Source organism: Streptococcus sp. 27098_8_82, assembly GCF_041431615.1.
Taxonomy (GTDB): domain Bacteria; phylum Bacillota; class Bacilli; order Lactobacillales; family Streptococcaceae; genus Streptococcus; species Streptococcus sanguinis_K.
In genome coordinates this window covers 54,820-68,440 of record NZ_JAPVYB010000002.1, presented here as the reverse complement: position 1 = coordinate 68,440, position 13,621 = coordinate 54,820, and the positions used below count along the sequence as shown (strand labels likewise).

Annotated in this window: 11 protein-coding genes; 8 read left to right on the top strand and 3 right to left on the bottom strand. The window is 42.3% G+C overall.

Going from position 1 to position 13,621, the window contains the following annotated elements; genetic code table 11:
- The first annotated feature begins 79 nt into the window (after positions 1-79).
- The 4 genes from O3627_RS03645 (at position 80) to O3627_RS03630 (ending at position 3,354) form a co-directional block, all read left to right on the top strand.
- Positions 80-997, top strand: a complete 918-nt coding sequence (locus tag O3627_RS03645; RefSeq protein WP_185756080.1) for a diacylglycerol kinase family protein — start codon at positions 80-82, stop codon at positions 995-997.
- Positions 998-1,350: 353 nt separating this feature from the next.
- Positions 1,351-2,286: an XRE family transcriptional regulator gene (locus O3627_RS03640; RefSeq protein ID WP_004191831.1), complete on the top strand. Its 936-nt coding sequence runs from the start codon at positions 1,351-1,353 to the stop codon at positions 2,284-2,286.
- Between the two features lie 71 nt (positions 2,287-2,357).
- Positions 2,358-2,972 (top strand): DUF6287 domain-containing protein, encoded by a 615-nt coding sequence (locus O3627_RS03635; protein WP_004191829.1) that lies wholly within the window; start codon positions 2,358-2,360, stop codon positions 2,970-2,972.
- Between the two features lie 76 nt (positions 2,973-3,048).
- The gene (locus tag O3627_RS03630) at positions 3,049-3,354 is read left to right on the top strand and encodes a hypothetical protein (protein WP_002912062.1); all 306 of its coding nucleotides are present in this window, start codon (positions 3,049-3,051) and stop codon (positions 3,352-3,354) included.
- Positions 3,355-3,410: 56 nt separating this feature from the next.
- Here the strand turns inward: O3627_RS03630 and nrdF are convergent, their stop codons facing one another.
- The 3 genes from nrdF to nrdH all read right to left on the bottom strand — a co-directional run bounded on the left by nrdF (position 3,411) and on the right by nrdH (position 7,065).
- Positions 3,411-4,370 carry a class 1b ribonucleoside-diphosphate reductase subunit beta gene (gene nrdF / locus O3627_RS03625; RefSeq protein WP_004191826.1) on the bottom strand — a complete coding sequence of 320 codons (960 nt, stop codon included), beginning with the start codon at positions 4,368-4,370 and terminating at the stop codon, positions 3,411-3,413.
- Positions 4,371-4,526: 156 nt separating this feature from the next.
- Positions 4,527-6,686, bottom strand: a complete 2,160-nt coding sequence (gene nrdE / locus O3627_RS03620; RefSeq protein WP_125381821.1) for a class 1b ribonucleoside-diphosphate reductase subunit alpha — start codon at positions 6,684-6,686, stop codon at positions 4,527-4,529.
- A 160-nt stretch (positions 6,687-6,846) separates the two neighbouring features.
- On the bottom strand, positions 6,847-7,065 hold the full coding sequence (gene nrdH / locus O3627_RS03615; RefSeq protein WP_002897920.1) for a glutaredoxin-like protein NrdH: 219 nt from the start codon (positions 7,063-7,065) through the stop codon (positions 6,847-6,849).
- Positions 7,066-7,663: 598 nt separating this feature from the next.
- Here nrdH and O3627_RS03610 point away from each other — a divergent pair.
- From O3627_RS03610 to glgB, 4 genes are all read left to right on the top strand, one after another.
- On the top strand, positions 7,664-7,927 hold the full coding sequence (locus tag O3627_RS03610; protein ID WP_002896017.1) for a phosphocarrier protein HPr: 264 nt from the start codon (positions 7,664-7,666) through the stop codon (positions 7,925-7,927).
- Between the two features lies 1 nt (position 7,928).
- Positions 7,929-9,662, top strand: coding sequence for a phosphoenolpyruvate--protein phosphotransferase (gene ptsP / locus O3627_RS03605; RefSeq protein WP_002912067.1), 1,734 nt, complete (start codon positions 7,929-7,931; stop codon positions 9,660-9,662).
- A 235-nt stretch (positions 9,663-9,897) separates the two neighbouring features.
- The gene (locus tag O3627_RS03600; protein ID WP_343092272.1) at positions 9,898-11,322 is read left to right on the top strand and encodes an NADP-dependent glyceraldehyde-3-phosphate dehydrogenase; all 1,425 of its coding nucleotides are present in this window, start codon (positions 9,898-9,900) and stop codon (positions 11,320-11,322) included.
- Positions 11,323-11,707: 385 nt separating this feature from the next.
- Entirely contained in the window at positions 11,708-13,618 is a 1,911-nt protein-coding gene (glgB, locus tag O3627_RS03595; protein ID WP_168956134.1) for a 1,4-alpha-glucan branching protein GlgB, read from the top strand.
- Positions 13,619-13,621: the final 3 nt, after the last annotated feature.

The window sequence follows — 13,621 nt, the reverse complement described above, 5'->3', positions numbered from 1 at the left end:
TTAAATACTAAACTGCTGTTCTGGTCTTTCGAAAGCCAGCAGTTTCAAATTCTTGTGAAAGTGTTTTCCAGATGGTATAATGAGCTATCAAATGAAAAGAGGTTTCTTTATGTCTAAAGTCCTATTAATTGTCAACCCTAGCTCGGGAGGCGAAAAAGCCAAGTCCTATGAAGACTTGGCAAGAGAAAAGCTGGCAGAATGTTTCGATGAGGTAGTGGTCAAGCATACTGAAAAAGGCGGAGACGCAGCGGCTTTTGCTAAGCAAGCAGCAGAAGACCGTTATGATAGCGTCTTTGTCATGGGTGGCGATGGAACAGTCAATGAAGGAATCAGCGGCCTGGCTGAACTAGACTATCGTCCGACTTTTGGCTTCTTTCCACTTGGTACGGTCAATGACTTGGCGCGTGCTCTTGGCATTCCCCTGGACGCTGAAGAAGCCATCCAGAATCTCGATATCAACAAAGTCAAGCCACTTGATATCGGTAAGATTAATGACCAGTACTTTATGAATGTGGTTGCCATTGGAACTATTCCAGAGTCAATCAACAATGTAGATTCTGAAGACAAGACCAAGTGGGGTAAGTTTGCCTACTTTATCTCTGGTTTAAAGCAGTTGATGGATACTAGTTTTTACGAATTTCACTTGAAGATTGATGGAGAAGAGCGCACGATAAAGAGCAGTACACTCTTGATTGGCTCTACCAACTCAATCGGAGGTTTCGAGAGTATTCTCCCTGAAGCCACTGTCAATGACGGCTTGCTTCATCTCTTGTATCTTAAGGATAAAAATCTCTTGGATACCTTGGTTTCTGTGCCGGATTTGATTTCGGGCAATGGCGAAGAAAGTAATAATATCGAGTATCTGACCTTTAAGGAAATCACAGTTGAGTTGGCTGACAATAACGCAGAGCTCAGCGTCAACGTTGACGGAGATGAGGGCGACCAACTGCCAGTAACGATTCGTGTCTTGCCATCTCACTTGAATGTTTATTGCTAGTTTTTTTGTGTTTAGACTCAAAAAAGAATATGGTAGAAGGACTCCAAACTTTTAAGTTTGGGGTCCTTTAATATTTGTAATATGCTAATTTTTAGATTTACATACTTTTCTCAAGTGATGGCGGACGTCAGCGACCTCCTGCAGAGTTCCATGACTAGCTATTGAGCCTAAGGTCTCAATAGCTCCGCTCTACCTAACTGTTGCAACAGTTAGGTAGATTTCATCACTGAGAAAAGGAAGTAATCTTTTTAGAATTTTATTAGTAAAATCTTTCCAGTTATGCTATAATAAATCTAGAATAACATGATAACATAAGCAAAGGTTTCCTAATTTATTTGGGAGGGGAATTGACGATGCAAGGAAAAGAATTTGGACAGCATTTGAAACAGCTTCGATTAAATAGGGGCTGGACCAAGGAGCAATTGTGTGGTGATGAGTCAAAGCTTTCTATACGGCAGTTAACCCGTTTGGAGTCAGGCATTTCCCAGCCGACTCTCTCTACTTTAGAATATCTGGCTTTCTGTCTAGAGGTCGATTTGACAACTTTGACAGGAAGTAAAAAAGAAGATGCAGCTCTACCTGCTGATTACCAGCGCTTGAAGTATAAGCTGATTCGGACGACCACTTATGGCAATACCGAAGCTTTGTTCGAATTGGAGCATATCATAGATGAAATTTTTGAAGTTTATTATGATGATTTGCCAGAAGCTGAGCAGAATGTAATGGATATCTTGCAATCAAAGATTTATACTTATACTTCTGAGAAATTCCATAAGTATGGAATGACTCTCTTTGCCAAGCATTTGGACGATTTGCAGAGTAAAAAGCATTATGACGTGAATGATTTACTCTACATCCAGCTCTATCAGATCTATGTGGGAGATGAAGAGGAGATTCGGTCAGCTAAGTTTGATAAGGAATTATATGCAAGAATCGCTCAGCGATTACTGCAGTCAGTTGACTATATTCCAAATGAATATCTCTTTCTCATGCGAGATGCTCTACTGACAATCCCAGGTATTGAGTGCGAGCGAAAAGAGTTCATTTATACAAAAGATACACTCAACAAACTTAATATAATCATGGAATTGACAGAGGACTATCAAAAGAAACCGCTGATAAGAATGTTAGAGGGAGAATATGAGCTTTTCGTACACAAGGACGAGAAAAAGGCTCAACAATACTACGAAGAGGGACTGACGCTGGCGAAATTGTTAGGTCATACTTTTCTATCTAAAAAAATGTCTGAGGAGTGGAATAAAGAACTTCAGATCTATCATCAAGGCTAACAGGACATCTATGTCCTGTTTTGGCAAAATCTTTCGTGTTATAATTAGGCAAACCTAAAGGAGGTCCTTTTATGAAAAATGCAAAATTAATGTTTCTTGCGACTGCGCTCGCTTCTTCTATTATCTTGCTTGGTGCTTGCAGTAAACAGCAGGAGAAGCAAACATCTCAAAATAGCAGCTCTAGTCAAACAGTTCAAACTTCTAAATCAGATGTCAAATCTGAAGCGAAAGTTGTTCAATCAGCTAGCCAAGATGAAACTGATGTAGCGTCGGCATCTTCTGAAGCTGAGCCTAAAAATGAAACAAAGTCTGACACGAAAGACCCAGCCACTCCAGCAGCGGGTATTGATGTCAATGCTTTGGCAGCAGGAGATTTTTCGAGTGTAGCCGGTACTTGGCAAAATGATTTGGGGGATGCGATAGTATTGAATAATCAAGGGGTTGTTTCTCATACTCTGAATGGAAAAGAATCCAGCGATTATACTTTACTAAAAGGTCAAGTAAGCGATGGTAGTTATGTATCTACTCTTGCTTATACTGCTGGTAGCAGTAGCGCAACCTTTTTAGTAATTCCAGAAGGAGCTGTTTTGCCTGATACGGGAAACGAGAATCCTAAAGCACAGATTCGAGTTGGACAAGATGCTATCACTGCTTCACAGCATCCGTATTATCGCGTATCTAATTAGTTACTGTATAGGTGGGGTTAGGGATGATGTTCCCAGCTCCACCTTTATTTGGATAAAGACATGAAGGGAGTAAAAAATGGCCACCTTAATGATGAAAAAAATAGCTGAGGACTTAAATAAGATTAGAGTATTGGATGAAAATGGAGCTTTGGTGGCTTACTATGCCCTTCTGCCGGCTGACTTTTCTGGTGGTGACAGCAAGCTTTATCTGGAAAATCCAACGAGTCAAAGGCGGATGTATAGAATTTATCAAAATATGAAGCCCTTTTTATTTCCTATTGTCCCAGCTCATGACTGTACCGTGATTTATCTAACATCTGAGGCTGGAGTTGAGATTACAGTCGCAGAACATCTGGAAGAATATATCTACGATAATCAATAGATTAATAGTCAATCAAAAACCCCTCTTTCCGGATTTTGGAAAGAGGGGTTCTTTGTCTATAAACCGTAATTATAGTCGTCATCCTGCATGGCTTCAACTTCGCCTAGCAGGTAGCCGTTACCCACTTGGGAGAAGAAGTCATGGTTGGAGGTACCGGTTGAGATACCGTTCATGACGATAGGATTGACATCGTCCGCTGAGTCTGGGAAGAGGGGATCCTGTCCCAGATTCATCAGAGCCTTGTTGGCATTGTAGCGCAGGAAGGTCTTGACCTCTTCGGTCCAGCCGACTGTGTCATAGAGGCTTTCAGTGTAGCCTTCTTCATTTTCATAGAGGGTGTAGAGCAGGTCATACATCCATTCTTTGAGTTTTTCTTGCTCGTCTTCTGGCAGCTCGTTAAAAGCTAGCTGGAACTTATAGCCGATATAGGTTCCATGGACAGACTCGTCACGGATAATCAGCTTGATAATCTCAGCAACGTTGGCCAGCTTGTTATTACCCAGATAGTAGAGTGGAGTGAAGAAACCAGAGTAGAAGAGGAAGGTTTCCAAGAAAACGCTGGCTACTTTTTTCTCCAGAGGAGTACCGTTCAGGTAAATTTCGTTGATAATCTCAGCTTTCTTTTGCAAGTATGGATTGGTGTTGGTCCAAGCAAAGATTTCATCGATTTCTGACTTGGTATTGAGCGTAGAAAAGATAGAAGAGTAAGACTTGGCGTGAACGGACTCCATAAATTGAATGTTGTTGAAGACAGCTTCTTCGTGGGCTGTGCGGACATCCTTACGTAGGGCATCCACACCAGACTCAGACTGGAGAGTATCCAGCAGGGTCAGGCCACCGAAGACCTTGCCGACCAGGTCTTTTTCCTTGTGAGACAGCTTTCTCCAGTCATCCAGGTCATTGGATAGGGGAATCCGCGTATCCAGCCAGAATTGCTCAGTCAGTTTTTCCCAGGTGGACTTATCGATGACATCTTCGATAGCGTTCCAGTTAATGGCTTTGTAGTAAGTTTGCATTCTTTCTCCTTTAGTAGATGGTACGACCTGATGTGGTATCAGCTATCACTTCTTGGATACTGTCCTAATGCTTCACGATTTTACCTTCCTGACAATGATGAGGAAGGTAAAATTGTGACATGGTCGAATTTCCTTTTCTTTTTCTAAAATCTCTTGTTAGATGACACAGCTTTCACATTGGTTGGCACCTACTTCGCCGCCATCATCAGTGAAGGTGCGGACGTAGTAGATGGACTTGATACCTTTGTTGAAGGCGTAGTTACGCAGGATAGAAAGGTCGCGGGTTGTTTGCTTGCTTTCTTTTTTCCATTCGTAGAGGCCTTTAGGGATATCGCTGCGCATAAAGAGAGTCAGGGAAAGACCTTGGTCCACATGCTCAGTTGCGGCTGCGTAGACATCGATAACCTTGCGCATATCCATGTCATAGGCGCTGGTATAGTAAGGAATAGTCTCAGTTGACAGACCAGCAGCAGGATAGTAGATCTTACCGATTTTCTTTTCTTGACGTTCTTCGATCCGCTGAGTAATTGGATGAATTGAAGCAGAAACGTCATTGATGTAGCTGATAGAGCCATTTGGTGCAACGGCCAGGCGGTTTTGGTGGTAGAGACCATCAGCCTTGATCTTGTCGCGCAACTCTGCCCAATCCTCTGCAGACGGGATAAAGATGCCTGCGAAGAGTTCTTTGACACGGTCAGACTTAGGTACAAATTCACCCGTCAGGTACTTGGCAAAGTAAGTTCCGTTAGCATAATCAGATTTTTCAAAGTTATGGAAGGTCACGCCACGCTCGCGAGCGATATTGTTAGACTCGACTAAAGTCCAGTAGTTCATGAGCATGAAGTAGATGCTAGTGAACTCTACAGCTTCCGCTGATCCATAATCGATTAGCTGCTGTGCCAAGTAGCTGTGCAGTCCCATGGCTCCCAGACCAAAGGTGTGCGCCAGACTGTTACCATTGTCGATAGAAGGCACAGCTGTGATGTGTGAGCTGTCTGTGACAAAGGTCAAGGCGCGTGTCATAGTCCGGATGGATTTTCCGAAGTCAGGCGAAGTCATCATGTTGACAACGTTGGTAGAGCCTAAGTTACATGATACATCTGTTCCTAGGTGAAGATACTCTTGCGCATCATTCAAAAGGCTAGGCTCTTGTACTTGCAGGATTTCAGAGCAAAGGTTACTCATGACGATTTTACCGTCAATTGGATTTGAACGGTTGGCGGTATCAATGTTTACGACATAAGGATAGCCAGATTCTTGTTGGAGTTTGGAAATCTCTGTTTCCAAATCACGAGCCTTGATCTTGGTCTTGGTGATATTTGGATTAGCGACCAACTCATCATACTTTTCAGTGATGTCGAGGTAGGCAAATGGCACTCCATACTCACGTTCAACAGAATAGGGGCTGAAGAGGTACATTTCTTCATTTTTACGCGCTAATTCGTAGAACTTATCCGGAATGACAACACCGAGTGAGAGGGTTTTAACCCGAACTTTTTCGTCGGCATTTTCTTTCTTGGTAGAAAGGAAGGCGATGATATCTGGGTGGAAGACATTGAGGTAAACAACTCCAGCTCCCTGACGTTGACCCAGCTGGTTAGAGTAGGAGAAGCTGTCCTCAAAGAGTTTCATAACAGGCACAACCCCAGACGCAGCTCCCTCATAACCCTTGATAGGTGCTCCAGCTTCCCGCAGATTGCTGAGGGAAATACCGACCCCGCCTCCGATACGAGACAACTGCAGGGCAGAGTTGATGGAGCGGCCGATTGAGTTCATATCATCTGTTACTTGGATGAGGAAGCAGGAAACCAATTCGCCGCGACGAGCCCGACCAGCGTTGAGGAAGCTTGGTGTAGCCGGTTGGTAGCGCTGGTGGATAATTTCATTGGCAATATCCTTGGCAATGGCTTCATCTCCGTTGGCAAAGTAGAGGGCGTTGAAGAGTACCCGATCCTCCATGCTTTCCAGATAGTATTCGCCATCATTTGTCTTCAGAGCATACTGGTTGTAGAACTTATAAGCAGCCATGAAAGATTTGAACTTGAAATCTTGAGCATGGATAAAAGCAGTCAGCTCCTCGATGTATTCCGGAGAATAAAGTTCAATAAATTCCTTTTCCAAATAGTTTTCTTCTATTAAATATTTAATTTTTTCTGTGATAGAAGAAAATTGCTTGGTGTTTGGCTCAACGTTTTCTTTAAAAAAAGCTTTTAAGGCTTCTTGGTCTTTATGAAGCATAATCTGACCATTAACTGGACGGTTGATTTCGTTGTTGAGTCGGAAGTATGTCACATCCTCTAAATGTTTGAGTCCCATGTTTTTCCTTTTCTATATAAATAAGATAATTAGCTAGCGGAAAAATATCCGCCTTACAAAAGAAACGGCCCCTATGAGCATAGGAGCTGCAGTTTGCCCTGATAATCTGTCTTTTAGTTTATCTCCCAATCAAGGCGCGCCGCCCTCAAAATAAACTACATTAAGACAGTTTTTTCAATTTACCAGGTTGGAAACCAGAAAATGCCTCAGTTGCTGTCTGAATCACAGGAGCAGCGTTGAAACCAAGATCTTTGACATGGTCGATGAATTCTGGCTGTTCATCCAAGTTGATTTCGCGGTATTCTACATGATTAGTATCTAAGAAGCGCTTGGTCATTTTGCACTGAACGCAGTTGTTTTTTGAGTAAATAGTTACCATTAAAAATTCCTCTAAACTTTCGTTTTTTCTTTTAAATAATACGAAACTAGTATATCTAAAAGAAAATAGAATGTCAATAGTTTTGAACTAAATATTGTGTGATATTTTGTTATAGGATAGATTACAATACAATATATAGTGTTTGTATAAGCGGTGAAAAGAAGTGAAAAATTGCAGAAAAGGAGCAAAATGCTGATGCGGCAATGCTTAAACAAGTCTTAAAATGTTAGATAAATGACTGGAAGCTTTTCCTCCCAAAAACCAAAATCCAATATCTTGTGTTACAGAATTTAGGGAATCACTAGGAGGAGTGGAGGGAGGAGTTTATATTCTTATTTTATAACAATTAGTTTCTATAAAATAAGAAATTAACAATTGAAAATTTGGTGGCAGACATTTTTGAATAAAGCTTGGGGAATGTGGGATTTTGCTCGAAAATTCTCTCTTCAATATAATAAGAAGAGTTTTCATTTCCTAAGAAATATTTTGTAAGCGGGCTATAAAATTCTTGAAAAAGATTTCAAAAGGTGATATAATATCAACTTGTAAGGGTTATCACAATAACTCAAAAAGAATTATTTAAAAGGAGAGTCTAACTATGGCTTCTAAAGATTTCCACATTGTAGCAGAAACAGGTATTCACGCACGTCCAGCAACTTTGTTGGTTCAAACTGCTAGCAAATTCGCTTCTGACATCACGCTTGAATACAAAGGTAAATCAGTAAACTTGAAATCTATCATGGGTGTTATGAGTCTCGGTGTTGGCCAAGGAGCTGATGTTAAGATCTCAGCTGAAGGCGCAGATGCAGACGATGCTATCGCTGCAATCTCTGAAACAATGGAAAAAGAAGGATTGGCTTAATATGACAGAAATGCTTAAAGGAATTGCAGCATCTGACGGTGTTGCCGTTGCTAAGGCATATCTATTAGTTCAACCGGATTTATCATTTGAGACTGTTTCAGTCGAAGATACAAATGCAGAAGAGGCTCGTTTGGATGCAGCTCTTGAAGCTTCACAGAACGAGCTTTCTGTTATCCGTGAGAAAGCAGTAGATAGCCTTGGTGAGGAAGCCGCTCAGGTGTTTGACGCTCACTTAATGGTACTTGCTGACCCTGAAATGGTTGGGCAAATCAAAGAAACAATCCGTGCGAAAAAGACCAATGCAGAAGCTGGTCTGAAAGAAGTAACGGACATGTTTATCACTCTCTTTGAAAACATGGACGACAATCCATATATGCAGGAACGTGCGGCAGATATCCGCGACGTGACGAAGCGTGTTCTTGCTAACCTTTTGGGCAAGAAATTGCCAAACCCAGCGTCTATCAATGAAGAATCAGTTGTGATTGCTCATGACTTGACTCCTTCTGATACAGCACAGCTGGATAAGAAATTTGTTAAAGCTTTTGTAACTAATATCGGCGGCCGGACAAGCCACTCTGCTATCATGGCACGTACGCTTGAAATCGCAGCAGTATTGGGAACTAATAATATTACTGAGCTTGTAAAAGACGGCGATGTGATTGCAGCTAACGGTATCACTGGTGAAGTGATTATCAATCCAACTGAAGAGCAAATCGCAGCATTTAAAGCAGCTGGTGAGGCTTATGCTAAGCAAAAAGCTGAATGGGAATTGCTTAAGGATGCTCAGACTGTGACTGCAGATGGCAAGCACTTCGAATTGGCAGCCAATATCGGTACGCCAAAAGACGTTGAAGGTGTCAATGCTAACGGTGCAGAAGCGGTTGGTCTTTACCGTACTGAGTTCCTTTATATGGACTCTCAAGACTTCCCGACAGAAGATGAGCAGTATGAAGCATACAAGGCTGTGCTTGAAGGCATGAATGGAAAACCAGTAGTTGTTCGTACAATGGACATTGGTGGAGATAAGGAGCTTCCTTACTTCGATATGCCGCATGAAATGAACCCATTCCTTGGTTTCCGTGCTTTGCGTATCTCTATCTCTGAAACTGGCGATGCTATGTTCCGTACACAAATCCGCGCACTCTTGCGTGCTTCTGTACATGGACAATTGCGCATCATGTTCCCAATGGTAGCCCTTCTGACAGAATTCCGTAAAGCTAAAGCGGTTTATGATGAAGAAAAAGCTAAGCTGCAAGCTGAAGGCGTTGCAGTAGCAGACAATATCCAAGTAGGTATCATGATTGAAATCCCAGCAGCAGCTATGCTCGCAGATCAATTTGCCAAGGAAGTAGACTTCTTCTCTATCGGTACTAATGACTTGATCCAGTACACTATGGCGGCTGACCGGATGAATGAGCAAGTCTCTTACCTCTATCAACCTTACAACCCATCTATCCTTCGCTTGATCAACAATGTTATCAAGGCAGCTCATGCTGAAGGCAAGTGGGCAGGTATGTGTGGAGAAATGGCTGGCGATCAAACTGCGGTGCCATTGCTCGTAGGTATGGGCTTGGATGAATTCTCTATGAGTGCGACTTCTGTTCTTCGGACTCGTAGCCTCATGAAGAAGCTGGATACGAAGAAGATGGAAGAACTGGCTCAGCGTGCACTGACTGAATGTGCAACGATGGAAGAAGTTCTTGAACTTGAAAAAGAATATCTGAACTTCGATTAATCTGAAAAATTAGGATCAGGAAAAATTTCCTGGTCTTTTTTAGTTTTCTTCAGAGGCATAGTGAAGCTTGTGTAGAAAGTTGAAATCAAAGAAAACAGAAAATAAGCAGATCTAATATGAACAAAATTAGATAATCTATCTTAATTGTGAAAAAATTCTTTAAATTTATAACTTTTGGTTGAAATTTTCAGAAAATTTGGTAAAATAATATTTAATAACATTTTGGAGGGGACACGTGACACAATATAAAAACTATATAAATGGAGAGTGGAAAGTTTCTGAAAATGAAATTACCATCTCATCTCCTATCAACAATAAGATTTTAGGAACTGTGCCTGCCATGACTCAGGCAGAGGTTGACTATGCGATGGCAAGCGCTCGTGCGGCTTTGCCAGCTTGGCGAGCTCTTTCAGCAGTTGAACGTGCAGCTTATTTGCATAAGGTTGCGGATATTTTGGAGCGCGATCAGGAGAAGATTGGCGAAATTCTTGCAAAGGAAGTTGCCAAGGGGATCAAAGCGGCAGTCGGAGAGGTAGTCCGGACAGCAGACTTGATTCGCTATGCGGCTGAAGAAGGCATTCGTATTCACGGTCAGGTTATGGAAGGTGGCGGCTTTGAAGCTGCCAGCAAGAAAAAATTGGCTGTGGTTCGTCGTGAGCCTGTAGGAGTTGTACTGGCCATTGCGCCATTTAACTACCCAGTCAACCTGTCTGGTTCCAAAATTGCTCCTGCCCTTATCGGCGGAAACGTCGTGATGTTTAAGCCACCTACTCAAGGTTCAATTTCTGGTCTGCTCCTGGCTCAAGCTTTTGCTGAGGCTGGTCTGCCTGCTGGAGTTTTCAATACCATCACAGGACGTGGTTCAGAAATCGGGGATTACATCATTGAGCATAAGGAAGTAAACTACATTAACTTTACTGGCTCCACCCCAATCGGTGAGCGCATCGGGAAGTTAGCTGGTATGCGTCCAATTATGTTAGAATTGGGTGGTAAGGATGCTGCAGTTGTGCTGGAAGATGCTGACTTGGAGCATGCAGCTAAGCAGATTGTTGGCGGGGCATACAGTTATTCCGGCCAGCGCTGTACGGCTATTAAACGTGTCATTGTCATGGAGAGCGTAGCAGATAAATTAGCGGCGCTGATTAAGGCAGAGGTAGAGAAACTGACGGTTGGTGATCCCTTTGATAATGCGGATATCACACCAGTCATTGATCATGCATCAGCAGATTTCATCTGGGGCTTGATTGAAGATGCTCAGGAAAAGGGAGCGTCAGCCTTGACAGAAATCAAACGTGAAGCAAATCTCATCTGGCCTGCCTTGTTTGACCATGTGACACTGGATATGAAATTAGCTTGGGAAGAGCCATTTGGTCCTGTTCTTCCGATTATTCGTGTGACTTCCGTTGAGGAGGCTATCCAGATCTGTAACCAGTCAGAATTTGGTCTTCAATCTTCAGTCTTTACAAATGATTTCCCGAAAGCATTTGAAATTGCTGAGAAACTGGAAGTGGGTACTGTACACATCAATAATAAGACCCAACGTGGTCCAGATAACTTCCCATTCCTTGGTGTTAAGGGATCTGGAGCAGGAGTGCAAGGGATTCGTTACAGTATCGAAGCGATGACACAAGTGAAATCCATCGTGTTTGATGTGAAATAATGAGAAAGGCGGCTTTGTGCGGTCTTTTTTCTTACCTTGATGAACTTGTAAATTTAACAAGATTATCGAACCATTTGAAAAGAATCAAGCATTTATATGTTTAATTGCTTATTATTTTAAAATGTAAATTTACATATTGGTCTATATCTTTATGAAAATTTTCATCTTTTTCTTGTTTTGGATAGCTCCTATATTTAGCGAAAAAGGAATTAAAATATACTGAGAGACACAAAATGCAGTGTTTTCTCTCTCATTTATTACTAATTTCAGCTAATGTTCGGTTTTAGTAATTTTCCGTAAGGATATTTGAAATTTACTTGAAAAAGAGATAAAAATAATGTAGAATAGTATTATAGAAAACGCTTACAAATAGAAAGGTGATTGCATGGATAAGAACGAAGCATTAAGAACCTTTACAACAGGTGAAAACTTTCATTTACAGCATTATCTAGGGGCGCATCAGGATGAAGTGGACGGCAAGTCTGGCTACTCTTTCCGCGTTTGGGCACCTAATGCTCAGAGTGTCCATTTGATTGGAGATTTCACCAATTGGTATGAAGAGCAGATTCCTATGGTCCGAAATGAAGCGGGCGTTTGGGAAGCCTTCACAGAGCTACCTAAGGAAGGAGATATTTACAAGTACAATATCAAACGTAGCAGTGGTCAGGAAATTTTAAAAATTGATCCTCTGGCTATCTATCTGGAAGAGCGTCCAGGCACGGGAGCAGTTATTCGCACTATTCCTGAGAAGAAGTGGAAAGATGGTCTTTGGCTGGCACGCCGGAAACGTTGGGGCTTCTTCTCTCGGCCGGTCAATATCTATGAAGTGCATGCCGGATCTTGGAAACGCAATGAAGACGGCAATCCTTATAGCTTTGCCCAGTTAAAAGAAGAGTTGATTCCTTATCTGGTGGAGATGAACTACACACATGTGGAATTCATGCCGCTTATGGCTCATCCGCTGGGACTTAGCTGGGGCTATCAGCTCATGGGCTACTTCGCCTTTGAGCATACCTATGGCACACCTGAGGAATTTCAGGACTTTGTCGAAGAATGTCACTTGAACAATATCGGGGTCATTGTGGACTGGGTACCAGGTCACTTCACTATTAATGATGATGCTTTGGCTTACTATGATGGGACACCAACTTTCGAGTATCAGGACCACGATCGGGCTCATAACTATGGCTGGGGTGCTCTCAACTTTGATTTGGGTAAAAATCAGGTTCAGTCTTTCTTGATTTCCAGCATTAAATTCTGGATTGATTTTTATCATCTGGACGGAATTCGGGTTGATGCTGTCAGCAATATGCTCTATCTGGACTATGACAGCGGTCCTTGGCAGCCAAATAAAGATGGCGGCAATCGTAACTATGAAGGCTATTACTTCCTGCAACGCCTCAATACGGTTATCAAACTAGCCCATCCTGATGTTATGATGATTGCAGAAGAAAGCTCCTCAGAGACCAAGATTACTGGTATGAGAGAGCTGGGTGGTCTTGGATTTGACTACAAGTGGAATATGGGCTGGATGAATGATATCCTTCGTTTCTACGAAGAAGATCCGATTTATCGTAAGTACGATTTTAATCTGGTGACCTTTAGCTTTATGTACGCTTTCTCTGAAAACTTCCTCCTGCCATTCTCGCACGACGAAGTGGTTCACGGTAAGAAGAGTCTCATGCACAAGATGTGGGGTGACCGTTACAATCAATTTGCAGGGCTCCGCAACTTGCTGACTTATCAAATCTGCCATCCGGGCAAGAAATTACTCTTTATGGGATCAGAGTTCGGTCAGTTCCTAGAATGGAAGTCAGAAGAGCAACTAGAATGGTCGAATCTGGACGATCAGATGAACAAGAAGATGCAGGGCTTTACTGCTGCACTCAATGCCTTCTATAAAGACAATCGTCCGCTTTGGGAGATTGATCTGAGCTACGATGGCATCGAAATCATAGATGCGGATAACACTGATCAAAGTGTCCTCTCCTTTATCCGTAAGACAGAAAAAGGAGATATGTTAGTTTGTGTATTCAATATGGCGCCGGTAGAGCGGAAGAACTTTACCATCGGTGTTCCAGTGGAAGCCATTTATGAAGAAGTATGGAACACTGAATTAGAAGAATGGGGAGGTGTTTGGAAGGAACATAACGAAACAGTTCAGTCTCAAGAAGGACTTTGGAAAGATTATCCACAGACCTTGACCTTTACACTGCCAGCTCTTGGAGCCAGCATCTGGAAGATCAAGCGTCGGATTGCTCGAAAAAATGTTAAAAAAGATTCCACAAAGGAGTAATAG